This window comes from Terrisporobacter muris (assembly GCF_024621905.1).
In the GTDB taxonomy this organism is placed as follows: Bacteria; Bacillota; Clostridia; order Peptostreptococcales; family Peptostreptococcaceae; genus Terrisporobacter; species Terrisporobacter muris.
Genome location: NZ_JANKBY010000013.1, coordinates 1 through 23215, shown reverse-complemented (window position 1 = coordinate 23215; position 23215 = coordinate 1). Strand labels below are relative to the sequence as shown.

The 23215-nt window shown below is 31.0% G+C and carries 34 protein-coding genes and 1 riboswitch; of the genes, 33 read left to right on the top strand and 1 reads right to left on the bottom strand.

All coding sequences use genetic code 11. The features are described 5' to 3' along the window. The first annotated feature begins 7 nt into the window (after positions 1-7). From rplE to rpsI, 24 genes are all read left to right on the top strand, one after another. Positions 8-550, top strand: coding sequence for a 50S ribosomal protein L5 (rplE, locus tag NSA58_RS02250; RefSeq protein ID WP_039680336.1), 543 nt, complete (start codon positions 8-10; stop codon positions 548-550). A gap of 17 nt (positions 551-567) precedes the next feature. After that, positions 568-753, top strand: coding sequence for a type Z 30S ribosomal protein S14 (locus NSA58_RS02245; protein WP_018590380.1), 186 nt, complete (start codon positions 568-570; stop codon positions 751-753). Between the two features lie 31 nt (positions 754-784). Next, entirely contained in the window at positions 785-1183 is a 399-nt protein-coding gene (rpsH, locus tag NSA58_RS02240) for a 30S ribosomal protein S8 (protein ID WP_039680335.1), read from the top strand. Positions 1184-1212: 29 nt separating this feature from the next. Then, the gene (gene rplF / locus NSA58_RS02235; RefSeq protein ID WP_039680334.1) at positions 1213-1755 is read left to right on the top strand and encodes a 50S ribosomal protein L6; all 543 of its coding nucleotides are present in this window, start codon (positions 1213-1215) and stop codon (positions 1753-1755) included. A gap of 35 nt (positions 1756-1790) precedes the next feature. Next, positions 1791-2159, top strand: coding sequence for a 50S ribosomal protein L18 (gene rplR, locus NSA58_RS02230; RefSeq protein ID WP_039680333.1), 369 nt, complete (start codon positions 1791-1793; stop codon positions 2157-2159). Between the two features lie 22 nt (positions 2160-2181). Beyond that, positions 2182-2688 carry a 30S ribosomal protein S5 gene (rpsE, locus tag NSA58_RS02225; RefSeq protein WP_039680332.1) on the top strand — a complete coding sequence of 169 codons (507 nt, stop codon included), beginning with the start codon at positions 2182-2184 and terminating at the stop codon, positions 2686-2688. Between the two features lie 14 nt (positions 2689-2702). After that, the gene (gene rpmD, locus NSA58_RS02220) at positions 2703-2888 is read left to right on the top strand and encodes a 50S ribosomal protein L30 (protein ID WP_039680331.1); all 186 of its coding nucleotides are present in this window, start codon (positions 2703-2705) and stop codon (positions 2886-2888) included. A gap of 32 nt (positions 2889-2920) precedes the next feature. After that, a complete protein-coding gene (gene rplO / locus NSA58_RS02215) occupies positions 2921-3364 on the top strand; it encodes a 50S ribosomal protein L15 (protein ID WP_039680330.1) in 444 nt (147 codons plus the stop codon). Between the two features lie 35 nt (positions 3365-3399). After that, a complete protein-coding gene (secY, locus tag NSA58_RS02210) occupies positions 3400-4668 on the top strand; it encodes a preprotein translocase subunit SecY (RefSeq protein ID WP_039680329.1) in 1269 nt (422 codons plus the stop codon). Between the two features lie 15 nt (positions 4669-4683). Further along, complete coding sequence (locus NSA58_RS02205) at positions 4684-5334, top strand: adenylate kinase (RefSeq protein WP_039680328.1); 651 nt, start codon at positions 4684-4686, stop codon at positions 5332-5334. Positions 5335-5337: 3 nt separating this feature from the next. After that, positions 5338-6084, top strand: a complete 747-nt coding sequence (gene map, locus NSA58_RS02200; protein ID WP_039680369.1) for a type I methionyl aminopeptidase — start codon at positions 5338-5340, stop codon at positions 6082-6084. Positions 6085-6163: 79 nt separating this feature from the next. Then, on the top strand, positions 6164-6382 hold the full coding sequence (gene infA, locus NSA58_RS02195) for a translation initiation factor IF-1 (RefSeq protein ID WP_039680327.1): 219 nt from the start codon (positions 6164-6166) through the stop codon (positions 6380-6382). 29 nt (positions 6383-6411) lie between these two features. Next, positions 6412-6525 (top strand): 50S ribosomal protein L36, encoded by a 114-nt coding sequence (rpmJ, locus tag NSA58_RS02190; RefSeq protein WP_018590391.1) that lies wholly within the window; start codon positions 6412-6414, stop codon positions 6523-6525. Between the two features lie 158 nt (positions 6526-6683). Beyond that, the gene (gene rpsM, locus NSA58_RS02185; protein WP_039680326.1) at positions 6684-7055 is read left to right on the top strand and encodes a 30S ribosomal protein S13; all 372 of its coding nucleotides are present in this window, start codon (positions 6684-6686) and stop codon (positions 7053-7055) included. 26 nt (positions 7056-7081) lie between these two features. After that, entirely contained in the window at positions 7082-7480 is a 399-nt protein-coding gene (gene rpsK / locus NSA58_RS02180) for a 30S ribosomal protein S11 (protein ID WP_018590393.1), read from the top strand. Between the two features lie 15 nt (positions 7481-7495). Beyond that, positions 7496-8119, top strand: a complete 624-nt coding sequence (rpsD, locus tag NSA58_RS02175) for a 30S ribosomal protein S4 (protein ID WP_039680325.1) — start codon at positions 7496-7498, stop codon at positions 8117-8119. Between the two features lie 74 nt (positions 8120-8193). Beyond that, positions 8194-9141 carry a DNA-directed RNA polymerase subunit alpha gene (locus NSA58_RS02170; protein WP_039680324.1) on the top strand — a complete coding sequence of 316 codons (948 nt, stop codon included), beginning with the start codon at positions 8194-8196 and terminating at the stop codon, positions 9139-9141. Positions 9142-9162: 21 nt separating this feature from the next. Next, positions 9163-9504, top strand: coding sequence for a 50S ribosomal protein L17 (gene rplQ / locus NSA58_RS02165; RefSeq protein ID WP_018590396.1), 342 nt, complete (start codon positions 9163-9165; stop codon positions 9502-9504). Positions 9505-9682: 178 nt separating this feature from the next. Further along, positions 9683-10519: an energy-coupling factor transporter ATPase gene (locus NSA58_RS02160; protein ID WP_039680323.1), complete on the top strand. Its 837-nt coding sequence runs from the start codon at positions 9683-9685 to the stop codon at positions 10517-10519. Further along, positions 10504-11370 carry an energy-coupling factor transporter ATPase gene (locus NSA58_RS02155; RefSeq protein ID WP_039680322.1) on the top strand — a complete coding sequence of 289 codons (867 nt, stop codon included), beginning with the start codon at positions 10504-10506 and terminating at the stop codon, positions 11368-11370. Before NSA58_RS02160 ends, NSA58_RS02155 begins: the two co-directional genes overlap by 16 nt. Continuing rightward, positions 11364-12161, top strand: a complete 798-nt coding sequence (locus tag NSA58_RS02150; protein ID WP_039680321.1) for an energy-coupling factor transporter transmembrane component T family protein — start codon at positions 11364-11366, stop codon at positions 12159-12161. The genes NSA58_RS02155 and NSA58_RS02150 overlap by 7 nt, the downstream gene beginning before the upstream one ends. Positions 12162-12173: 12 nt before the next feature. Further along, on the top strand, positions 12174-12905 hold the full coding sequence (truA, locus tag NSA58_RS02145) for a tRNA pseudouridine(38-40) synthase TruA (protein ID WP_039680320.1): 732 nt from the start codon (positions 12174-12176) through the stop codon (positions 12903-12905). Positions 12906-13024: 119 nt separating this feature from the next. Next, complete coding sequence (rplM, locus tag NSA58_RS02140) at positions 13025-13453, top strand: 50S ribosomal protein L13 (protein WP_039680319.1); 429 nt, start codon at positions 13025-13027, stop codon at positions 13451-13453. A 27-nt stretch (positions 13454-13480) separates the two neighbouring features. Then, the gene (rpsI, locus tag NSA58_RS02135; RefSeq protein ID WP_039680318.1) at positions 13481-13873 is read left to right on the top strand and encodes a 30S ribosomal protein S9; all 393 of its coding nucleotides are present in this window, start codon (positions 13481-13483) and stop codon (positions 13871-13873) included. Between the two features lie 173 nt (positions 13874-14046). On the opposite strand, the gene rbr is transcribed toward rpsI, so the two are convergent. Continuing rightward, positions 14047-14586, bottom strand: a complete 540-nt coding sequence (gene rbr / locus NSA58_RS02130; protein WP_039680317.1) for a rubrerythrin — start codon at positions 14584-14586, stop codon at positions 14047-14049. Between the two features lie 189 nt (positions 14587-14775). After that, positions 14776-14892, top strand: a riboswitch (FMN riboswitch). Between the two features lie 179 nt (positions 14893-15071). On the opposite strand from rbr, the gene ribD reads away from it, so the two are divergent. From ribD to cwlD, 9 genes are all read left to right on the top strand, one after another. Beyond that, positions 15072-16175, top strand: coding sequence for a bifunctional diaminohydroxyphosphoribosylaminopyrimidine deaminase/5-amino-6-(5-phosphoribosylamino)uracil reductase RibD (gene ribD, locus NSA58_RS02125; protein ID WP_074080190.1), 1104 nt, complete (start codon positions 15072-15074; stop codon positions 16173-16175). Beyond that, positions 16160-16807, top strand: coding sequence for a riboflavin synthase (locus tag NSA58_RS02120; RefSeq protein ID WP_074080189.1), 648 nt, complete (start codon positions 16160-16162; stop codon positions 16805-16807). Before ribD ends, NSA58_RS02120 begins: the two co-directional genes overlap by 16 nt. 11 nt (positions 16808-16818) lie before the next feature. Further along, positions 16819-18018: a bifunctional 3,4-dihydroxy-2-butanone-4-phosphate synthase/GTP cyclohydrolase II gene (locus tag NSA58_RS02115; protein ID WP_039680314.1), complete on the top strand. Its 1200-nt coding sequence runs from the start codon at positions 16819-16821 to the stop codon at positions 18016-18018. Between the two features lie 131 nt (positions 18019-18149). Further along, positions 18150-18617 carry a 6,7-dimethyl-8-ribityllumazine synthase gene (ribH, locus tag NSA58_RS02110; protein ID WP_257560002.1) on the top strand — a complete coding sequence of 156 codons (468 nt, stop codon included), beginning with the start codon at positions 18150-18152 and terminating at the stop codon, positions 18615-18617. Between the two features lie 197 nt (positions 18618-18814). Continuing rightward, a complete protein-coding gene (locus NSA58_RS02105) occupies positions 18815-19369 on the top strand; it encodes a VanZ family protein (protein ID WP_257560001.1) in 555 nt (184 codons plus the stop codon). Positions 19370-19407: 38 nt separating this feature from the next. Then, a complete protein-coding gene (locus tag NSA58_RS02100) occupies positions 19408-20109 on the top strand; it encodes a response regulator transcription factor (RefSeq protein ID WP_257560000.1) in 702 nt (233 codons plus the stop codon). Beyond that, positions 20096-20290: a hypothetical protein gene (locus tag NSA58_RS02095; protein ID WP_039680311.1), complete on the top strand. Its 195-nt coding sequence runs from the start codon at positions 20096-20098 to the stop codon at positions 20288-20290. Before NSA58_RS02100 ends, NSA58_RS02095 begins: the two co-directional genes overlap by 14 nt. A gap of 17 nt (positions 20291-20307) precedes the next feature. Beyond that, positions 20308-22335 carry a sensor histidine kinase gene (locus NSA58_RS02090; protein ID WP_257559999.1) on the top strand — a complete coding sequence of 676 codons (2028 nt, stop codon included), beginning with the start codon at positions 20308-20310 and terminating at the stop codon, positions 22333-22335. 100 nt (positions 22336-22435) lie between these two features. Continuing rightward, on the top strand, positions 22436-23149 hold the full coding sequence (cwlD, locus tag NSA58_RS02085) for an N-acetylmuramoyl-L-alanine amidase CwlD (RefSeq protein WP_052233051.1): 714 nt from the start codon (positions 22436-22438) through the stop codon (positions 23147-23149). Positions 23150-23215: the final 66 nt, after the last annotated feature.

The window sequence follows — 23215 nt, the reverse complement described above, 5'->3', positions numbered from 1 at the left end:
ACCTTAAATGGCTTCTAGATTACAAGAAAAATATACTCAACAAGTTGCTCCAGCGATGATGGAGAAATTTGGATATAAAAATATAATGGAAATACCTAAATTAGATAAAATAGTTATCAATATGGGTGTTGGAAATGCTAAAGAAAATCCAAAAGGATTAGAAAAAGCAGTAGAAGAAATGGAAATAATATCTGGTCAAAAACCAGTTACGACTAAAGCTAGAAAATCAGTAGCTAACTTTAAATTAAGAGAAGGTATGCCAATAGGTGCAAAAGTTACATTAAGATCTGATAAAATGTACTACTTCTTAGATAAATTAGTTTCTGTATCATTACCAAGAGTTAGAGACTTTAGAGGAGTTAACCCTAACGCTTTCGATGGTAGAGGTAACTATGCTTTAGGTTTAAAGGAACAAATAATATTCCCAGAAATTGAATATGATAAAATAGATCAAGTTAGAGGAATGGATGTAATATTCGTTACTACAGCTAAAACAGACGAAGAAGCTCGTGAATTATTAAAATTATTAGGAATGCCATTTTCTAAATAATTAAAGGAGGGATTCCAGTGGCTAGAAAAGCGATGGTTGTAAAACAACAGAAGAAGCAAAAATATTCAACAAGAGAATATACTAGATGCTCAATATGTGGTAGACCACATTCTGTTATAAGAAACTTTGGTATATGCCGTATATGCTTTAGAGAATTAGCTTATAAAGGTCAAATACCTGGTGTAAGAAAAGCAAGTTGGTAAGATTTTTTTAAACTGAAAGGAGGGTTTCAATATGACAATGACAGATCCAATTGCAGATATGCTTACTCGTATAAGAAATGCGAACACTGTTAAGCATGAAACTGTTGACGTTCCTGCTTCTAACATAAAGAAAGAAATAGTTAGAATCTTATTAGAAGAAGGTTTCGTTAGAGGTTATGATGTTATAGAAGATGAGAAACAAGGAATAATAAGAATACAATTAAAGTACGGACAATCAGGCGAAAGAGTTATACAAGGTATAAAGAGAATATCTAAACCTGGTATGAGAGTTTATACAAATGCTTATGAAGTACCAAAGGTATTAAACGGATTAGGAATATCTGTAATATCTACTTCAAAAGGTATATTAACTGATAAACAAGCAAGAAAAGAAAATGTTGGTGGAGAAGTAATCTGCTACGTTTGGTAATCAATCGAACTAAGTAAGGAGGTGCGACTATGTCAAGAATAGGTGTTAAACCAATAACAGTACCAGCTGGTGTTGAAGTTACTATAGCTGCTGATAATACAGTAACTGTAAAAGGACCTAAAGGAACTTTAACAAAGCAATTTGATGGTGCTTTAACTATAAAACAAGAAGGAAATGTTATAACTGTTGAAAGACCAACAAATAACAAACAACACAGATCATTACACGGGTTAACTAGAACTTTAATAGATAACATGGTAATAGGTGTTAATACTGGTTTCGAAAAGAAATTAGAATTAGTAGGTGTTGGATACAGAGCACAAAAGCAAGGAAATAAATTAGTTATGAACTTAGGATATTCTCATCCAGTAGAAATGGAAGATCCAGAAGGAATAACTGTAGAGGCTCCAAATCAAACTGAATTAGTAGTAAAAGGTATAGACAAGCAATTAGTTGGTAACTATGCTGCTAAAATAAGAGATTGGAGAAAACCAGAGCCATACAAAGGTAAAGGTATAAGATACGCTGGTGAAGTTGTAAGACGTAAAGAAGGTAAAACTGGTAAAAAGTAAGCCTAATTAAATAAAGGTTGAAAGGAGTGAGCTCAATGTTAAAGAAAGCTGATAAAAATGCTATAAGACTTCAAAGACATAAGAGAGTTAGAAGAAAAGTTTCTGGAACTACTCAAAGACCAAGATTATGTGTATTCAGAAGTTCAAACAATATATACGCTCAAATAATAGATGACACTAATAGGGTAACTCTTGTTGCTGCTTCTTCTTTAGAAGCAGATGTTAAGGGTGCTGTTAATCATACAGGAAATAAAGAAGCAGCTAAATTAGTTGGACAATTAGTAGCTAAGAAAGCTGTAGAAAAAGGTATAACTGAAGTTGTATTTGACAGAGGTGGATACTTATATCACGGAAGAATAAAAGAGTTAGCTGAAGCTGCAAGAGAAGCTGGTCTTAAATTCTAATTAAAAAAGGAGGGACATGCACATGCGTCGTAAATTAATAGATGCGAGACAACTAGATTTACAAGAAAAAGTTGTTGAAGTTAGACGTGTTACTAAAGTTGTTAAAGGTGGTAGAAACTTTAGATTCGCAGCTTTAGTAGTTGTTGGAGATGAAAACGGACACGTTGGAATAGGTTCTGGAAAAGCTATGGAAGTTCCAGATGCTATAAGAAAAGCAGTAGAAGATGCTAAAAAGAATCTTATAAAAGTACCTATGGTAGGAACTACTATACCTCACGAAGTTATCGGACACTTCGGTGCTGGAAGAATAATAATAATGCCAGCTCAAGAAGGTACAGGAGTAATCGCTGGTGGTGCGGCTAGAGACTTATTAGAATTAGCTGGATTAAAAGACGTTAGAGCGAAATGCTTAGGAACTAGAAATCCAAGAAACTTAGTAAATGCTACAATAGAAGGACTTAAATCTCTTAAAACAGCTGAAGATGTAGCTGCACTAAGAGGTAAAAAAGTTGAAGATCTTTTAGGCTAAGGAGGTAGTGTGAAATGGCTAAATTACAAATCAAATTAGTTAGAAGTACAATAGGAACTACTCCTAACCAAAGAAAAAACGTTGAAGCGTTAGGATTAACAAAAAGAGAACAAGTAGTTGTTAAAGAAGATAATGCCCAAATGAGAGGTATGATCGCTAAAGTTAGTCACTTAGTTGAAGTAACTGAAATAACTGAATAATTTATTTACGAAATAAGAAGGAGGTGCAATCCATGAAACTACATGAGTTAAAACCTGCTAAAGGAGCAGTAAAAGCTAAGAAAAGATTAGGTAGAGGTACTGCTACTGGTCAAGGTAAAACTGCAGGACGTGGACAAAAAGGACAAAAGTCTCGTTCAGGTGGTGGAGTTAGAGTAGGATTCGAAGGTGGACAAATGCCACTTGCTAGAAGATTACCTAAAAGAGGTTTCACAAATATATTTAAAAAACAATATACAGAAGTTAACGTTGAACTTTTAAATAGATTCGAAAATGGTACTGAGGTAACTGCAGAATTATTAAAATCTACAGGTGCTGTAAGTAAAATAGAAAAAGACGGTATAAAAATATTAGGACAAGGAAATCTTGAAAAAGCTGTTACAGTTAAAGCTGCTAAATTCACTGCTTCAGCTCAAGAGAAAATAGAAAAAGCTGGAGGAAAAGCTGAATTAGTATAATTTAAGCTTTCTAGCAACACTTGTGGGGTGATTACGTGCTATCAAAGATAAAACAATCTTGGAAAGTGAAAGATGTAAGAAAAAGAATTTTATATACCCTAATGATGATTCTAATATTTAGAATAGGTACTACTATACCAGTTCCTGGAGTCAATACCAGTATTATAAAGGATATGGTAGGCAACAATAGCCTACTTTCCCTATATAATATGTTTGTTGGGGGAGCTTTCAGTAACTTCACTCTGTTTGCATTGGGCATAGGACCGTTTATTACAGCCTCAATTATTATACAACTTCTTACGATAGGTTTTGATAGTTTAAAAGAACTACAAAAGTCTGGTGAAGAAGGTAGAAAGAAAATGAATGCGTATACTAGATATACAGCTTTAGCATTAGGATTTGTACAAGCGATAGGTATTACACTAGGAATTGTAAGATCTGCTTTAGCGTCTGACAGCATATTTTTCATTTTAACAGTTATAGTAACTTTAGTTGCAGGTAGTATGCTTGTAATGTGGATGGGCGATAGAATTACTGAAAAAGGTTTGGGTAATGGTAGTTCAATTATAATATTCGTTGGTATTATATCAAGAATACCATCAGATCTTATAGGAACTGTAAAAGATGTAAATCAAGGAAGTCTAGCTTTATGGGCAGCAATATTAATTGTTGTTGTAATGCTAATAACTATAATGGCTGTAACATATATAAGTGAAGCAGTTAGAAAAATTCCAGTACAATATGCTAAAAGAGTTGTTGGAAGAAAATTATATGGAGGACAAAGTTCTCATATACCAATGAAAGTAAACCAATCAGGTGTTATGCCAATAATATTTGCTAGTTCACTTTTAGCTTTTCCACAAACGATAGCGTTATTTATGGGAGAAAGTGCTCAAACATTTGTATCAACTTACCTAAGTACAAGTTCAGACATAGGTTTTTGGATATATAGATCTTTAGAAGTTCTATTGATAGTATTTTTCTCATATTTCTACACTACTATATCATTCAATACTGAAGATATAGCAGAAAATATGAAAAACAATGGTGGATTCATCCCGGGTATAAGACCTGGAATGCCTACAGTTGATTATTTAAATAAAATATTATCAAAGCTAACATTAGCAGGAGCTGTATTCTTAGCTATAATTGCGATGATACCAGCATTCACAGTACATTTTTTAAGTGTTGAAATGAGTTTGGCTGGAACATCTATACTAATCGTTGTAGGGGTAGCTCTTGAACTTAAGAGACAATTAGAGTCACACCTTGTTATGAGAAGTTATCAAGGATTTTTAAAATAAATTGGAGATGATAGTATGAGACTTATATTATTAGGACCTCCTGGGGCGGGTAAAGGTACTCAAGCTGCAGGAATAGTTGAAAAATACCAAATACCTCATATATCAACAGGAGATATATTCAGAAAAAATATTAAAGAAGGAACAGATCTTGGAAAAAAAGCTAAAGAGTTTATGGACCAAGGGTTATTAGTTCCTGATGAATTAACTGTAGGATTAGTTACAGATAGATTATCTCAAGATGATTGTAAAATGGGGTTCATGCTAGATGGATTCCCAAGAAATGTAGCTCAAGCTGAACAGTTAGATGCTTTCTTAAAAGATACAGGGATGGCATTAGACAGAGTTATCAACATAGAAGTTGATAAAGAAAAATTAGTAGCAAGAGCAGTTGGTAGAAGAATCTGCAAATCTTGCGGTGCTACTTACCATATAGAATTTAACCCTTCAAAAGAAGAAGGCGTTTGTGATATATGTAAAGGTGAGCTTTATCAAAGAGCTGACGATAATGAAGAAACTGTATCAAAAAGAATACAAGTTTATTTAGATGAAACCAAACCATTAGCTGATTATTATTCTAAATCAGGTATAATAGCAGATATAAATGGTCAACAATCTATAGACAAAGTATTTAATGATATAGTATCTGCTTTAGAGAGTAGTAAATAATTGATGATTATTATCAAATCTAAATCAGAAATTGAACTTATGAGGGAAGCGGGGAAAATTGTCGCTGACACTCATGAAGTTATTAGAGAGGCTATTATTCCGGGAATATCTACTTTAGAGTTAGATAAAATAGCTGAAGAAAATATAAGAAAATATAATGCAGTACCGTCTTTTAAAGGCTATGGAGGATTTCCAGGAAGTATATGTGCTTCTATTAACAACAAAGTTGTGCATGGAATTCCTGGTAATGAAATAGTGAAAGAGGGAGACATTATAAGTATAGATATAGGCGCCTATTATAAAGGATACCATGGTGACTCTGCAAAGACTCATGGAGTTGGCCTGATATCTGAAGAAAATAGGAAACTAATAGAAGTTACAAAAGAAAGCTTCTATGAAGGACTTAAATTCGCGAAGGTTGGATATAGACTTTCGGATATCTCACACACAATACAAGCACACACAGAAAAAAATGGTTTTTCGGTAGTTAGATCACTAGTTGGACATGGGGTTGGTAAAGATCTTCATGAATCACCCAATATTCCTAACTATGGAAAACCGAACAGAGGACCTATGTTAAAACCAGGCATGGTATTAGCCATAGAGCCTATGATTAATCAAGGAAGTCACCGTGTTTACTGTTTAGCCGACGGCTGGACAATTGTAACGGGAGATGGAAAGAATTCTGCTCATTATGAGCACACGATAGCAATAACAGAGGAGGAACCTCTTATATTAACTAGTTTGTAAAAACGGATAGTATGATGCTATCACAAAAATTGCATTTAGTTCTAAGTATTTAAATGTAAAATGGAGGGCTGATTATATAATGGCCAAAAAAGATGTTATAGAATTTGAAGGTACAGTTATTGAAAACTTACCAAACGCTATGTTTAAAGTTAGACTAGAGAATGGACATGAGGTATTATGCCATTTATCTGGTAAGTTAAGAATGAACTTCATAAGAATTCTTGAGGGTGATAAGGTTAATGTTGAGCTTTCACCTTATGATCTTACAAGAGGAAGAATCACTTGGCGTAAGAAATAGGCTATGAACTAGTCTAAGGAGGGATAATAATGAAGGTAAGACCATCAGTAAAACCAATGTGCGAAAAATGTAAAATCATTAAAAGAAAAGGTAAAGTAATGGTTATATGTGAAAATCCTAAGCACAAACAAAAACAAGGATAAGAAAAAATTACTAGCATAAAGTCATCAAATATGTTATAATGATAAAATGTGACATTGACTGGATGCGTTGGAAATACAGTACTTGAATGATTTTTTTAGTGAAAAATTCAAGTAAGACAATGAAAAGTAAAATAACTAAGTCGTAGGAGGTGCAAGTAATGGCAAGAATCGCTGGGGTAGATTTACCTAGAGAAAAAAGAGCGGAAATAGGCTTAACTTATATATATGGTATAGGTAGAGCAACTGCTAATGAAATATTAGCAAAAGCTGAGATAAATCCAGATGTAAGAATCAAAGATTTATCAGATGATGAAGTTAATACATTAAGAAGAATAATAGACACTGATTTCTTAGTTGAAGGTGACTTAAGAAGAGAAATCGCTTTAAATATAAAAAGATTAAGAGATATAAAATGCTACAGAGGTATAAGACATGCTAAAGGTTTACCACTAAGAGGGCAAAAAACTAAGACTAACGCTAGAACTAGAAAAGGTCCTAGAAAAACTGTATCTCGTAAGAAGAAAAAATAATAAGTAGATAGGAGGGAAATCGAACAATGGCTAAACAAAAAAAGAAAGTTACACGTGTAAGAAGAAGAGAACGTAAAAACATAGATCGTGGTCATGCACATATACAATCAACTTTTAACAACACTATAATCACTTTAACTGACGTTCACGGAAATGCTATATCATGGGCATCTTCAGGACAATTAGGATTTAAAGGATCAAGAAAATCAACTCCATTTGCTTCTCAAATGGCTGCAGAAACTGCTGCTAAAGCTGCAATGGAACATGGTTTAAAAAGTGTTGAAGTATTCGTAAAAGGACCTGGTTCAGGAAGAGAAGCTGCAATAAGAGCTTTACAAGCAACTGGACTAGAAGTAACAATGATAAAAGATGTTACTCCAATCCCACACAACGGATGTAGACCACCAAAAAGAAGAAGAGTATAATTAGGAGGTGTAATTATGGCAAGATATACTGGTGCATCATGCAGACAATGCCGTAGAGAAGGAATGAAATTATTCCTTAAAGGTGATAGATGTTATACAGATAAATGTGCTATAGTTAAAAGAAACTATGCTCCAGGACAACATGGTCAAGGAAGAAAGAAAGTTTCTAACTATGGTTTACAATTAAGAGAAAAACAAAAAGTTAAGAGAATATACGGAGTTTTAGAAACTCAATTCAGAAACATGTACGAACGTGCTGAGAAAATGACTGGTAAAACTGGTGAAAACTTATTAAGCTTATTAGAAAGAAGATTAGATAATGTTGTTTACAGAATGGGATTAGCTAACTCTAGAAAAGAAGCTAGACAATTAATAACTCATGCACATTTTACTTTAAACGGTAAAAAAGTAGATATACCTTCAATAACTGTAAAAGTTGGAGATGTTATAGCAGTTAAAGAAACTTCTAAATCATCTGCTAAATTCAAAGGTATAGTAGAAGCAAATACAAAAGTAGCTCCAAGATGGATAGATGCAAGCGTAGAAAATATGACTGCAACTGTAACTGCTCTTCCAGGAAGAGAAGATATAGATCTTGAAATAGCTGAACACTTAATCATAGAGCTTTATTCTAAATAATAAGCATCTTCTAAAGTTTATCTTTAGAGGTGTTTACCCTCAGTGGATTAATAAATTTGAAGGAGGGTTTATCCATGATAGAAATAGAAAAACCAAAAGTAGATATTGTAGAACTTGGTGAAGATTATAGATATGGAAAGTTTGTCATTGAACCTTTAGAAAGAGGATATGGAATTACTATAGGAAATGCTCTTAGAAGAATATTATTATCTTCTTTACCTGGTGTAGCAGTAAATTCTATAAGAATAGATGGTGTTCTTCATGAATTCTCAACAGTACCAGGAGTTAAAGAAGATGTTACTGAAATAATATTAACTTTAAAAGAACTTTCAGCAACTATAGATGGTGAAGGAAGTAGAACTCTTAAAATACAGGCTCAAGGTCCATGTACTGTAACAGGTGCAGATATAATCTGTCCTCCAGATGTTGAAATATTAAGTAAAGACTTAGTTATCGCTACTTTAGACGATAATGCTAAATTTAATATGGAAATAAACATCGATAAAGGTAGAGGATATGTTCCAGCCGAGGAAAACAAAACTGAAAATATGCCTATAGGTGTTTTACCTGTAGACTCAATATACACTCCCGTACAAAAAGTTAGCTACCATGTAGAAAACACTAGAGTTGGTCAAAAATCAGATTATGATAAATTAACACTTGAAGTTTGGACTAATGGAAGCATTAATCCTCAAGAGGGTATATCTCTTGCAGCTAAAGTATTAGTTGAGCATTTAAATCTATTCATTGACTTAACTGAGCATGTAAGCAATGTTGAAATAATGGTAGAAAAAGAAGAAGATCAAAAAGAAAAAGTTCTTGAAATGACTATAGAAGAGCTTGATTTATCAGTAAGATCTTACAACTGTTTAAAGAGAGCGGGAATTAACACAGTTGAAGAATTAGCTAATAAATCAGAAGATGATATGATGAAGGTTAGAAACCTTGGTAAAAAATCACTTGAAGAAGTTATTCAAAAACTTGAAGAATTAGGATTAGGACTTAAACCTAGCGAAGAATAAGCGAGCAAAGGAGGGATTGGCGTGGCTAATTACCGTAAATTAGGACGTGTGACATCACACAGAAACCTTATGTTAAGAAACTTAGTAACTGACTTACTAAGATGTGGTAGAATAGAAACTACAGTAACAAGAGCTAAAGAAACTCGTAGAATGGCTGAAAAGATGATAACTCTTGCTAAAAGAGGAGATCTTCATGCTAGAAGACAAGTTTTAGCTTACGTTATGGATGAAACAGTAGTAAACAACTTATTCACTGATATAGCTCCAAAATATGCTGAGAGAAATGGTGGATACACTAGAATAATCAAAAAAGGGCCAAGAAGAGGCGATGCAGCTGAAATGGCATTTATTGAATTAGTTTAGTAAATAGTTAATATATATGAAAAAAAGATTAAGTTTGATGGGCTTAATCTTTTTTTTGTGCAAATAATATTAATAAAAAGAACATTATATAATCAAAGGAATTATTTTTTAATTAGAACTGTGATATAATATTAAGATACAAATTTTAAATTACTACTTTAAAGAGGGAGTAGAATAAATGAATAATATTATAAAGGTTAACAATATTTCATACGAATACATAACTGAAGAATCTAGTTTTAAAGCCATAGATAATTTAAGTTTGAATGTTAAGCAAGGTGAATTTGTAGCTATTATAGGTCATAATGGTTCGGGAAAATCAACTTTATCTAAAAACTTGAATGCTATTTTGATGCCAACAGAAGGTAATATTCTTATAGATGGAAATGATACAAAAAATGAAGAAAAACTATGGGATATAAGACAAACAGCAGGTATGGTATTCCAAAATCCAGATAATCAAATAGTTGCAACTATAGTAGAAGAAGATGTAGCATTTGGTCCAGAAAACTTGGGTGTAGAACCAAAGGTAATTAGAGAAAGAGTAAAAGAGGCTCTTGAAAGTGTAGGTATTACAGAGTTAAAAGATAGACAACCGCACTTATTATCTGGAGGTCAAAAACAAAGGGTTGCCATAGCGGGAATAATTGCTATGAGACCAAAATGTATAATTTTTGATGAAGCAACAGCAATGCTTGATCCATCAGGAAGAAAAGAAGTTATGAATGTAATAGAAAAACTTAATAAAGAAGAAAATATTACAGTATTACACATAACTCATTATATGGAAGAAGCTGTAGAAGCTGATAGAGTTATAGTTATGGACAAAGGACGTAAAGTATTAGAAGGAACGCCAAAAGAAGTGTTTAGAAACGTAGAAAAGCTTAAAAAAATAGGATTAGACGTTCCTTATATGACAGAACTAGCCACTTCTTTAAAAGAAGAAGGAATAGAAATTAGTGATGATATATTAACAGTAGATGAGATGGTGGTGAAATTATGTCAATTATTATAAAAAATTTAACTTATATATATGATGAGGGTATGCCTTTTGCTAGTAAAGCATTAGATAATATATCATTTGAAATAAAAGATAGAGATTTTGTTGGTCTAATAGGCCATACTGGTTCAGGCAAATCTACCCTTATACAGCATTTAAACGGTCTTATAAAGCCATCATCAGGAGAGATTTTCATAAATGATTTCAACATAACTGGAGAAAATCAAAATTTAACTGAAATTAGAAAAAGAGTAGGAATAGTGTTTCAATATCCTGAATATCAACTTTTTGAAGAAACAGTTGAAAAAGATATAGCTTTTGGACCTTCTAATTTGAATCTAAGTCAAGAAGAAATATCTATTAGAGTAAAAGAATCTATGCAAGCTGTAGGACTTGATTATGATGAGTATAAAGATAAATCACCATTTGATTTATCTGGTGGCCAAAAGCGTAGAGTAGCAATAGCTGGTGTTATAGCAATGAAGCCAGAACTACTAATACTGGATGAGCCTACAGCAGGATTAGATCCAGGAGGAAGAGATGAAATCTTTGCTTTAATAAAAAGATTACATGAAGAAAGTCATATGACAATAATACTTTCTTCTCATAGCATGGATGATATGGCTAAAATAGCTAAAACAATAATAGTTATGAATCATGGTAAGATTGAATTTATGGGAACACCTAAAGAAATCTTCAATAGTAATGCATCAAGACTTAAGGAAATAGGGTTAGATATACCACAAGTTTTAGAATTAGCTATTAAACTAAAGGATAAAGGTTTTGATATAAAAACTGATGTCTTAACAATAGAAGAGATAAAAGACGAAATACTAAACTTTATGAAAGGAAGAAAGAAATGTTAAAAGATATAACCATAGGTCAATATTATCCTGCAAATTCTTGTATTCATAAGTTAGATTCAACAACAAAGCTTGTTGCAACAATAGTATTCATGGTATCTTTATTTGTAGTAAATAAATTTTGGCCATATTTATTAGTAGCTTTAGTCTTAGTTACAGTGATTAAAATGTCTCAGATACCTCTTAAATACATTATAAAAGGAATTAAGCCGCTTAGATGGATAATTCTATTTACTTTTGTTATAAATATATTCTTTTTACCTGGAGAGGTAATTTGGAAGTTTGGTTTTTTAACCCTGACTAGAGAAGGTATAAGACAGGCTATTTTTATGTCTATAAGGTTGATATTTTTAGTTGTGGGCACATCTTTGCTTACTTTAACAACTTCACCTATACAACTTACAGATGGTATAGAAAGAATGTTAAGTCCTTTTAAAAAGATAGGTATGCCTGTACATGAGTTGGCTATGATGATGACGATAGCGCTTAGATTTATACCTACATTATTAGATGAAACAGATAAGATTATGAAAGCTCAAATGTCTAGAGGTGCTGATTTTGAAAGTAGCAACATAATAAATAGGGCTAAAAACTTAGTACCATTATTAGTTCCTTTATTTGTTAGTGCTTTTAGAAGGGCTGATGAATTAGCTATGGCTATGGAAGCTAGATGTTATAGAGGTGGATATAATAGAACTAAAATGAAAGAAGCTAAAATTACAAAAGCTGATTATACAGCATATGTTTTACAAGTAGTATTTTTGGCAATCATAATAGTAACTAAATTCATATAAATGAGGAAGTAAATGAGAAATTTAAAACTTACTATACAATATGATGGCACTAGATATTGTGGTTGGCAAAAACAACCTAACTCTTCTGGTATACAGGGTACAATAGAATATGCTATCTATGAAATAACAAAAGAAAAAGTAAATATTATAGGCTCTGGAAGAACTGATGCTGGTGTTCATGCTTTAGGCCAAGTTGCAAATTTTAAAACAAGTTCAAGCATACCTGCTAATAGAATTCCTGACGCTTTAAATGCAAAATTGCCAAAGGATATATCTATAATTGACTGCCAAGAAGTATCTGAGGACTTTCACTCTAGATACAGTGCAACAGGGAAAATATATAGATATTTGATATATAATAAGCCTTATAGAAGCCCATTATACAAGGATACATCATATCATGTTAGGTATGACCTTGATATACAAAAAATGCACTCAGAAGCTAAATCATTACTTGGAACACATGAATTTAAAGGATTTATGAGTTCTGGATCATCGGTAAAGGATACAGTTAGAACTATACACAATATTACAATTGAGGAGAGTGGAGACTTAATTGTTTTAGAAGTGGAAGGAAATGGATTTTTATACAATATGGTGAGAATAATAGTAGGAACATTGGTGGATATAGGCAGAGGAAGAATAGATAAATCAATGGAAGAAATAATTGCTTCGCAAGATAGGGGAGAAGCAGGTCATACCGCGCCTGCACACGGATTATTTCTTAAAAAAGTTCATTATTAAACTTGACACACCAGGGTCATTGTATTAAAATGAATAAGAGTGTGCTAGTAAGTCCACATTGCCCCGGACTTTATATATACGGTAGATAAAAAAATTATGAAAATTAAGGAGGGACAACCATGAAAAGTTATATAGCTAAACCAGCTGACGTACAAAGAAACTGGTACGTAGTTGATGCTGAAGGAAAAACATTAGGTCGTCTTGCTACAGAAATAGCAACTATATTAAGAGGAAAGCATAAACCAACATTTACACCACACGTAGACGGTGGAGATTTTGTTGTTGTTGTAAACGCAGCAAAAGTAGTTTTAACAGGAAAGAAATTAGATCAAAAATTATATAGATACCACACTGGTTATGTAGGTGGATTAAAAGAAATAACTTACAGAGAAATGATGGATAAGAAACCAGAAGAAGTAGTAGCACATGCAGTTAGCGGAATGTTACCAAAAAATAAATTAAGAAGCAGAATGATGACTAGATTAAGAGTTTTTGCAGGTGCTGAACATACACATGCAGCTCAAAACCCAGTTGAATTAAACGTATAGAATTAATAGGTGAAAGGAGGAGTTATCATGGAAAAAGTTCAATTCTACGGAACAGGAAGAAGAAAAAGCTCTGTAGCTAGAGTTAGATTAGTTGCAGGTGAAGGAAATATAGTAGTTAATGGAAGACCAGTTGGAGAATACTTCAACTACGAAACATTAATAAGAGATGTTAAACAACCATTAGTTTTAACAAGCAATGAAAATAAATACGATGTAATAGTAAAAGTTGAAGGTGGAGGATTCACTGGACAAGCTGGAGCTATAAGACATGGTATATCAAGAGCTTTATTAAAAGCTGATGCTGAGTTAAGAGGAGACTTAAAGAAAGCTGGATTCTTAACAAGAGATGCAAGAATGAAAGAAAGAAAGAAATATGGTTTAAAAGCTGCAAGAAGAGCGCCTCAGTTCTCAAAAAGATAGTTTTTATTCAATATTGGAAATTTTTCAAATTGTATATACAAGATGTATTTCAACATTATGTTGGAATGCATCTTTTTTATTATTAAAAAGAAAAGCTAACAACTATTAGTTGTTAGCTTAACTTATATTGGGTGTTGGGTATTGGGATTATTTATTTGATGTAAATTACTGACTTATTTATAATTCTCTGCTCTAACTTCGAAGTATGACTGTGGATGATTACAAACAGGACATACTTCAGGTGCTATCTTACCTTTATGTATATGTCCGCAGTTTTGGCAATGCCAATAAACTTCACCATCTTTTTCAAATATAGTTCCATTTTCCAAGTTTTCAAGAAGTTTACGATATCTTTCTTCGTGCTCTTTTTCTATTTTTCCAACAGATTCAAATAAATATGCTATTTTATCAAAGCCTTCTTCTTTAGCTTCTTTAGCAAAAGTATGATACATATCTGTCCATTCGTAATTTTCTCCTTCAGCAGCATCTTTTAAGTTTTCTGGAGTAGAAGATATACCATCATGTAAAAGTTTGAACCATATTTTAGCGTGCTCTTTTTCGTTATTTGCAGTTTCTTCGAATATAGCGGCTATTTGATTATAGCCTTCTTTTTTTGCTTTAGAAGCATAGTAAGTATATTTGGTTCTTGCTTGGGCTTCTCCAGCAAAAGCAGATAATAAATTTTTTTCGGTTTTACTTCCCTTTAATTCCATAATTATTTCCCCTTTAATTTGAAGTATTTAATTTATCTAATTGATAATTATTTTCTTTATACTATATTTATACCATAAAATTCCAAATTAAAACATAGAAAATGTAATTTTTCTAAATATTTTATTTATAAGTAAAATAAAATATAATTGACATGATAAATATATTGAAGTACTATTGTATTAATTGAATAAAATCTTCAGGGCAGGGTGAAATTCCCTACCGGTGGTTATAGCCCACGAGCCATTATGGCATGATTCGGTGAGATTCCGAAGCCGACAGTAAAGTCTGGATGAAAGAAGATAGAATTAATCTAATTTAAGTATCATGATTTGAATTATATGCTCTGAAATGAATTTATCATTTCAGAGTTTTTTAATTTAAAGTTGAATAATCTATTATTAGATTAATTAATTTATAGAAATCTTGCCTTGAACATATTGTTCAGGGCTTTTTATATTTGAGGGAGATTTATTGGAGGTGAACTATGACTGATAAACAATATATGAAAATTGCATTAGAACTTGCCATAAAAGGATGTGGATTTGTAAATCCAAATCCTATGGTTGGAGCTATTATTGTAAAAGATAATGAAATAATAGGCGAGGGATATCACCAAGCTTATGGAATGTTCCATGCGGAACGAAATGCTATTATGAATTGCAAAAAATCACTTAAAGGAGCAACCATGTATGTTACATTAGAACCTTGTTGCCACTATGGAAAAACGCCACCCTGTACAGAAGTTATTATAGAAAGTGGTATAAGTAAAGTTGTTATAGGGTCATTAGATCCGAATCCATTGGTTGCAGGAAAAGGGATAGAAATTCTTCAAAATAATAATATAGAAGTTGTAGAAGGAGTATTAAAAGAAGAATGTGATGATATTAATGAAGTATTTTTTAATTACATAAAAACAAAGGTGCCATATGTAGTAATGAAATATGCTATGACTATGGATGGGAAGATAGCAACTTATACTGGTAAATCAAAATGGATAACAGGAGAAGCCTCTAGAAAAAAAGTGCATGAGGAAAGGCATAAATACAGTGGAATTATGGTTGGTGTAGGAACGGTATTATTAGATGATCCAATGCTTAACTGTAGATTAAAAAATGCCAAAAACCCTACAAGAATAATATGTGATACTAATCTAAGAACACCTATTGATTGCAAAATAGTAAATACAGCAAAGGAAATACCTACAATAATAGCTACAAGTAATACAGATAAAGAAAGACAAAGGTTATACATAGATAAGAGTTGTAAGATTATAGTTATTCCTAAAAAGGATAATCACATTGATTTAAAGGAATTAATGCATATACTTGGTCAAGAAAAGATTGACAGTGTTCTTTTAGAAGGTGGGGGAACTTTAAACTGGTCTGCATTACAGAGTGGAATAGTTAATAAAATTCAAACTTATATTGGTCCAAAAATATTTGGAGGTAAAAATGCTAAATCGCCAGTATTGGGATTAGGAGTAGATTGTCCGCAAGAATCTTTTTATTTAAATAATACAAAAATAACGAAAATAGATGAAGATATATTAATAGAAAGTGAGGTAATATCTAAGTGTTTACAGGTATAGTTGAGGAAATAGGAAAAATACAAAATGTAAAAAAGAATGTTAAATCATCGGTGCTTACTATAGAAGGGAATAAAATATTTGAAGATATTAATATAGGGGATAGTATTTCTGTCAATGGTGTTTGTCTTACTGTAACAACATTTAGCAATAATACTTTTACAGCAGATGTAATGAATGAAACTATAAGTAGATCTTCATTGGGACAATTGAAAAATGGAAGCAGTGTTAATTTAGAAAGGGCGATATCTGCCAATGGAAGATTTGGAGGCCATATTGTATCAGGCCATATTGATGGCATAGGAAAAATAATAAAAATAGAAAAAGATGATAATTCAATTTGGTATACCATTGCAGTGAAGGATAATTTAATGAAATATATAGTAGAAAAAGGCTCAATTGCCATAGATGGAATAAGTCTTACAATAGCAAAAGTTGCAGTAAATGATTTTAGTATATCTATTATTCCGCACACAGTGCAGGAAACTATACTTTCCCACAGGTCGGTTGGGGATATTGTGAATATCGAGAATGATGTCATCGGAAAGTATGTGGAAAAGTTAATAACTTGTGAAAAAAATAAAAAAGTTGAAAGCAATATAACTATGGATTTTTTAATAAAAAATGGGTTTTAGGAGGGAGAAAAATGTTTAAATTTAATACTATCGAAGAAGCTTTACAAGATCTTCGAGAAGGAAAAATAATAATTGTTACAGATGATGAAGATAGAGAGAATGAAGGAGACTTTATATGTGCAGCTGAGTTTGCTACAACAGAAAATGTGAACTTTATGGCAACATATGCGAAGGGGCTAATATGTATGCCTATGAGTAAAGAGATTTGTGAAAAATTACAACTTACACAAATGGTATCTAACAATACAGATAATCATAGTACTGCTTTTACAGTTTCTATAGATCATATAGATACAACTACAGGAATATCAGCACAAGAAAGAAGTATAACAGCTATGAAATGCGTGGATGAAAATTCTAAACCAGAAGACTTCCGTAGACCAGGTCATATGTTTCCACTTTTATCAAAGAAAAATGGAGTATTAGAACGTAATGGTCATACAGAAGCTACAGTTGATTTAATGAAGTTAGCAGGACTTAAAGAGTGTGGATTATGTTGTGAAATCATGAGGGAAGATGGAACTATGATGCGTACATTAGAGTTAATAGACTTATCTAAGAAATGGAACTTGAAATTTATAACAATAAAAGATTTACAAGATTACAGAAAGAAACATGATAATCTTGTTGAATGTGTAGCTAATACAAAAATGCCTACTTCATATGGAGAGTTTAGAGCATATGGCTACATAAATAAATTAAATGGAGAGCATCATGTTGCTCTAGTAAAAGGTGATATAGGTGATGGTAAAAATCTATTATGTCGTGTTCATTCTGAGTGTTTAACAGGTGATGCTTTTGGTTCACAAAGATGTGATTGTGGGCAACAATTTTCGGCGGCGATGAGACAAATAGAAGAAGAGGGAAGAGGTATACTTCTTTATATGAGACAAGAGGGTCGTGGCATAGGTCTTATAAATAAATTGAGAGCATATGAATTACAAGATCAAGGTATGGACACTTTAGAAGCTAACTTAGCTCTGGGATTTGAGGGAGATATGAGAGAGTATTTCATAGGAGCACAAATATTAAGAGACTTAGGAGCTAAGACTTTAAGACTTCTTACAAATAATCCAGAAAAATTATATGGACTATCTGGATTTGGTATGGAAATTATAGAAAGAGTACCAATTCAAATGAATCCGACTATAAATGATCTGTTTTACTTAAAAACAAAACAAGAGAAAATGGGCCATATCTTAAATTATTAAAATTCGCTTCGCTCATATAGCCCAAATTGAGAAGTATATCGTAAACGATATATTCTCGCTGCCGCTTCGGGCAAATCCGTTGCTTAAAATAAAATTCGTTTAGTTTAAAATTATAAAAGGAGATAAAATAGATGAAATTATATGAAGGAAAATTAGTATCAAAGGATATAAAAATAGGGATAGTAGCAGCTCGTTTCAATGAGTTTATAACATCTAAATTATTAGGAGGAGCAGTTGATGCTCTAAAACGTCATGATGTTGATGATGACAATATAGAAGTTGCATGGGTACCGGGAGCATTTGAAATACCTCTAATAGCATCAAAAATGGCAAAAAGCAATAAGTATGATGCTATAATATGCTTAGGGGCAGTTATTCGTGGAAATACTACGCATTATGATTATGTATGTAGCGAAGTATCAAAAGGAATTTCTCACGTATCATTAAATAGTGATATACCAGTAATGTTTGGAGTTATAACTACAGAAAATATAGAACAAGCAATAGAACGCGCAGGAACGAAAGCAGGAAACAAAGGATTCGACTGTGCAGTAGGTGCTATAGAAATGGTAAATTTAATAAGAGAAATAGAAGCTTAGTAAAAACTAATGTTTCACAAAAAACAATTATGCTTATATAACAAATATAAAACTAACGAAAAACTCATGGTATTTATCCATGAGTTTTTTGTAAGAATTCCTTAAGAATTAGAGTAACTATTATGTAAGAATTGTATTTTATTATATTAGTATATAAAAATGGATTCGGAAAATACATAGAGGGAGTTGGAACTGATATGATTACTCAATATATTTGGGAGGGTGTAAGTATACTGAATAGAAGTATACTTGTAGGCTCTATAATATATTTAATAATTCTAATAGGGTTATATTTAACTAAAAAAAGAAGAAAATTTGAAATAAAACAAATTATTCCAGAAATATTACTGAATGTATATACAATAGTATTGTTAAGAATAACTGGAATAATAGGGATAAAGTTTTATTTTGACTATATTATGAGTGGATTTTATAATTTAAATCTCATTCCTTTTAGAGATGTGTCCATAATGATGGTATTTTTAAACTTTTTATTATTTATACTTTATGGTGTATTATTGCCTTGTATATTTAAAAAACTAATATATAGTTGGAAGAAAGTTTTTATAATAGGGTTTATAACTAGTTTAAGTATAGAAGTATTACAATCATTTGGTGGTAGATTTGCAGAAATTGATGATGTCTTAATGAACTCCATAGGAACATTAGTAGGATTCATGGTATACACTCATATTACTAATAACATATTAAGACATGAGAATCTTATAAAAGGATGTGATCCTAGTGTATAATACAAGTGATAAGGAATTGTATAAAGGAGATGACGGGAATGTACAACATATTAGTAGTGGATGATGATAAAGAAATTGTTGAATCAATAGAGATATTCTTGAGAAATGAAGGTTATAACGTATATAAAGCATACAATGGAATAGAAGCTTTAGATGTATTAGTAAACAAAGAAGTACATTTAATACTTATGGATATAATGATGCCAAAACTTGATGGAATAAAAGCAACAATAAAAATAAGAGAAGAAAAAAACATACCAATAATATTAATATCAGCAAAAAGTGAAGATACAGATAAGATAATGGGACTTAATATAGGTGCAGATGATTATATAACAAAACCATTTAATTTATTAGAGCTTATTGCGAGAGTAAAATCAAACTTAAGAAGATATGTAACACTTGGAACTTATAATAATGATAAGGTGAATAATAAAGAAGTATTAAGTAGTGGTGGGTTAGAGTTAAACACTTCTACAAAGGAAGTAAAAGTAGATGGACAAGTAATAAAAGTAACTCCAATTGAGTTTAAAATATTAAATTTACTTCTTGCTAATAAAGGAAGGGTATTTTCTATAGATGAAATATATGAAAGAGTATGGAAGGAAGAGAGTTTTAATGTGGAAAATACAGTAGCAGTTCATATAAGAAGAATAAGGGAAAAAATCGAGATAAATCCAAAAGAACCGAGATATTTAAAAGTTGTATGGGGAGTGGGATATAAAATTGAAAAATTATAATGGAAAAGTATTTAGAGAAAAAAGCTTAATGTTTAATTTTATATTTATATTACTAATGTTTGCTATAACTCAAATAATAGGAATTATAATATGTTTTAATTATGGTGATATGAATATATTTTTAGATACAATGATTATATTTGCATTGAATTATATATTATATAAAGCATTAAGATTTTAAATGAATAAGGAGAGTATATGAAAGGAAATAGAGGATTTAAATTTATCAACTTAATAATTATATTTGTATGCATATCAGCGTTTTTAGCAACAATACCTACAACTATTAGTTTATTTGCTAATGGAGCAGGAGTATTTACTAGCTATATGCATAAAAATCAGTTCGCTATAGAAGATGAATTTTATAAAAGTAGGGCTTTTGATAGCAACTTAATGAGCTATTTAACATCAGCTACTAGTGGAAGTTTACAAGGTACAGACAAAGATACATCTGATGAAGATAAAAAAAATATAGAAGAAACAAGAAAGTGGGCAAGAGAGGAATTAAAAACCATATCCAACCTTAATTATTTTATTATAAATAAAGATACAAATGAGGTTTATACAAATTCAGATTCTAAAACAGCAAAAGAGTTTCAAGGCAAGTATAAAGGTGAATGTGACGTAAAAATATCAGCTAATAACCACAATGTTAGTTATTCAAAAACATTTGGTAATAAAGAGTATAAGAACTTAAATGTAAATGATGAATTAGGCTCTGTTATGCAATTAAGAAATGGCGATATATATATGTCTATACCTGAAAATTTTGAACGAGTTCCAGGTATTTATGACAGGATATATGAAACTAAGAGTGACTTCGAAAGAGATATAATGCATGTTCAAATAATACTAGCAACTCTAGGAGCTTCATTAGTATTAGGAATAATATCAACATTTTTATATAAAAGAAGTAAAACTGAGCTATTTGATAAAGATAGTTTTTGGTTGAAGTTTAGTAAGTTTATACCTTTAGAATTATATATAGTGGGACTAATCTGTGCAGTAGTATTTATAGTGCAAGGAATGGATTATTACTACGATATGCTTAGTAGTTTTACATTTAGCTTTTTAGGTATAGGATTTATTTGTACTGTACTTTATATATTTAATAAACAAATAAATAGCTATGATAATAAGTTGGATTTTTTTAAAACGGCTTTTATTTACAGAGTGCTCAACTTTTCTAAAAAAGCATTTGTAAGAATATTTAAATTAACGAAGAGTATGCCTCTATCAAAGAGGATAGTAGGTTTAGCAATAGTATGTATAGGAGTTAATTTATTTTTAATGATATTTGCCATATCAGATTATAATCCTTTTATTGCAATTATAGCAGCTATTTTAACAATAGGTGGATTTGCTTATTATGTATTAAAAAAATTATGGTATCTATCTTATATAATGGATGGTACGGAGAGAATAAAAAATGGAGACATACATCATAAGTTAAAATTAATCGGAGAAGATAATTTTACAACTTTAGCAGATAACATAAATAACATAAGAGATGGACTAGATAAAGCTATAGATAATCAGCTAAAAAGTGAGAGGATGAAATCAGAACTTATAACAAATGTATCTCATGATTTAAAAACTCCGTTAACTTCAATAATAAATTATGTGGAATTGATTAAAAAAGAAGAAGATATAAGTCCTGAGTATCTAAAAGACTATGTAAATGTACTAGACTCAAAATCAAAAAGGTTGAAAATATTAATAGAAGATTTATTTGAAGCTAGCAAAGCTAGTAGTGGAAATATAGAATTAAATATGGAAAAAATAGATCTTACTCAATTACTTAGACAATCTATTGGAGAAATGGAAGAAAAATTATCAGAAGCTAAATTAAATCTAAAAATAAATGTACCAGAAGAAAAAACTTATATAAGAGCAGATGGACGAAGATTATACAGAGTTTTAGAAAATCTGTTAGGTAATATATCAAAATATTCTCTACCAAATACGAGAGTATATATAGATATAATTGAAGAAGATGGTAAAGTAAAGTTAACAATGAAGAATATATCTTCATATGAATTGAATTTTGATCCAGATGAAATAATGGAAAGATTTAAAAGAGCTGATGACTCTAGAAATACGGAAGGTAGTGGACTAGGACTTGCAATAGCCAGAGATTTAGTAAACTTACAAGGTGGAACTTTCTCAATAGATATAGATGGAGATTTGTTTAAATCTATAGTAGAGTTTGATGAGATAAAATAAATTAAAATACTTAGGGATGTACTTTTATAGTATGTCCCTTTTTATTTAAATAGAGTAATAAATTAAGACAAACCTAAATATAAATATATGGGGTGATAATGTGAGCAAATTAAATAAAAAAATAATATTTGGAATAATATCATTAGCATTAGTAATCGTATCGATAATAGAAATAAAAACTGCATCAGAAGAAGTAATAAAAGTTATGCCTATAACTAGTAAAACTATAATAGTAGATGCAGGGCATGGTGGTATAGACCCAGGTGCTATGACAGATGATCAATCAATAAAAGAAAAAGATGTTAATCTAAAAATAGCTAAGAAGGTTAAAGAGTTAATTGAAGCTAGTGGTGCAGCAGTAATATTGACTAGAAATGACGATACGAGCTTATACACTGAAGAAGCAGGAAAAACCATCAGACAAAAGTATAATGAAAATTTAAGAAACAGAAAAAAAATAATTGATGAATCTTCAGCGGACATGTTTGTGTCTATACATCTTAATAAATTTGAACAATCAAAATACTATGGAGCACAAACTTTTTATCCAGAAGGTAAAGAAGAAGATAAAAAATTAGCAACATACATTCAAAGTGAATTAAAGAGGGTAGTAGATAATACGAATAATAGACAGATAAAACCTAGGAATGATATTTATTTGTTAAAAGATAATGAAATACCATCTACTTTAATAGAATGTGGATTTCTTTCTAACGACAAAGAAGCTAAGTTACTAAATGATGAAGAATACCAAGATCAAATAGCATGGGCTATTTATGTTGGTATACAAAAGTATTTTAGTGAAGATAACTAAAAATAATATAATTAAATTACATATTTACATTAAAAGTTATAAAATCTATTGGGTTTTATAACTTTA

Coding starts and splice junctions, on each gene's coding strand:
- rplO (WP_039680330.1), top strand. CDS start 2,921: ATGAAACTACATGAGTTAAAACCTGCTAAAGGAGCAGTAAAAGCTAAG.
- rpsK (WP_018590393.1), top strand. CDS start 7,082: ATGGCTAAACAAAAAAAGAAAGTTACACGTGTAAGAAGAAGAGAACGT.
- rplE (WP_039680336.1), top strand. CDS start 8: ATGGCTTCTAGATTACAAGAAAAATATACTCAACAAGTTGCTCCAGCG.
- NSA58_RS02170 (WP_039680324.1), top strand. CDS start 8,194: ATGATAGAAATAGAAAAACCAAAAGTAGATATTGTAGAACTTGGTGAA.
- rpsD (WP_039680325.1), top strand. CDS start 7,496: ATGGCAAGATATACTGGTGCATCATGCAGACAATGCCGTAGAGAAGGA.
- rplM (WP_039680319.1), top strand. CDS start 13,025: ATGAAAAGTTATATAGCTAAACCAGCTGACGTACAAAGAAACTGGTAC.
- ribD (WP_074080190.1), top strand. CDS start 15,072: ATGACTGATAAACAATATATGAAAATTGCATTAGAACTTGCCATAAAA.
- NSA58_RS02205 (WP_039680328.1), top strand. CDS start 4,684: ATGAGACTTATATTATTAGGACCTCCTGGGGCGGGTAAAGGTACTCAA.
- NSA58_RS02155 (WP_039680322.1), top strand. CDS start 10,504: ATGTCAATTATTATAAAAAATTTAACTTATATATATGATGAGGGTATG.
- rplR (WP_039680333.1), top strand. CDS start 1,791: ATGTTAAAGAAAGCTGATAAAAATGCTATAAGACTTCAAAGACATAAG.
- NSA58_RS02115 (WP_039680314.1), top strand. CDS start 16,819: ATGTTTAAATTTAATACTATCGAAGAAGCTTTACAAGATCTTCGAGAA.
- rpsI (WP_039680318.1), top strand. CDS start 13,481: ATGGAAAAAGTTCAATTCTACGGAACAGGAAGAAGAAAAAGCTCTGTA.
- rpsE (WP_039680332.1), top strand. CDS start 2,182: ATGCGTCGTAAATTAATAGATGCGAGACAACTAGATTTACAAGAAAAA.
- NSA58_RS02090 (WP_257559999.1), top strand. CDS start 20,308: ATGAAAGGAAATAGAGGATTTAAATTTATCAACTTAATAATTATATTT.
- rpsM (WP_039680326.1), top strand. CDS start 6,684: ATGGCAAGAATCGCTGGGGTAGATTTACCTAGAGAAAAAAGAGCGGAA.
- rbr (WP_039680317.1), bottom strand. CDS start 14,586: ATGGAATTAAAGGGAAGTAAAACCGAAAAAAATTTATTATCTGCTTTT.
- infA (WP_039680327.1), top strand. CDS start 6,164: ATGGCCAAAAAAGATGTTATAGAATTTGAAGGTACAGTTATTGAAAAC.
- map (WP_039680369.1), top strand. CDS start 5,338: ATGATTATTATCAAATCTAAATCAGAAATTGAACTTATGAGGGAAGCG.
- NSA58_RS02100 (WP_257560000.1), top strand. CDS start 19,408: ATGTACAACATATTAGTAGTGGATGATGATAAAGAAATTGTTGAATCA.
- truA (WP_039680320.1), top strand. CDS start 12,174: ATGAGAAATTTAAAACTTACTATACAATATGATGGCACTAGATATTGT.
- rpsH (WP_039680335.1), top strand. CDS start 785: ATGACAATGACAGATCCAATTGCAGATATGCTTACTCGTATAAGAAAT.
- ribH (WP_257560002.1), top strand. CDS start 18,150: ATGAAATTATATGAAGGAAAATTAGTATCAAAGGATATAAAAATAGGG.
- rpmJ (WP_018590391.1), top strand. CDS start 6,412: ATGAAGGTAAGACCATCAGTAAAACCAATGTGCGAAAAATGTAAAATC.
- rplF (WP_039680334.1), top strand. CDS start 1,213: ATGTCAAGAATAGGTGTTAAACCAATAACAGTACCAGCTGGTGTTGAA.
- rpmD (WP_039680331.1), top strand. CDS start 2,703: ATGGCTAAATTACAAATCAAATTAGTTAGAAGTACAATAGGAACTACT.
- NSA58_RS02150 (WP_039680321.1), top strand. CDS start 11,364: ATGTTAAAAGATATAACCATAGGTCAATATTATCCTGCAAATTCTTGT.
- NSA58_RS02160 (WP_039680323.1), top strand. CDS start 9,683: ATGAATAATATTATAAAGGTTAACAATATTTCATACGAATACATAACT.
- NSA58_RS02105 (WP_257560001.1), top strand. CDS start 18,815: ATGATTACTCAATATATTTGGGAGGGTGTAAGTATACTGAATAGAAGT.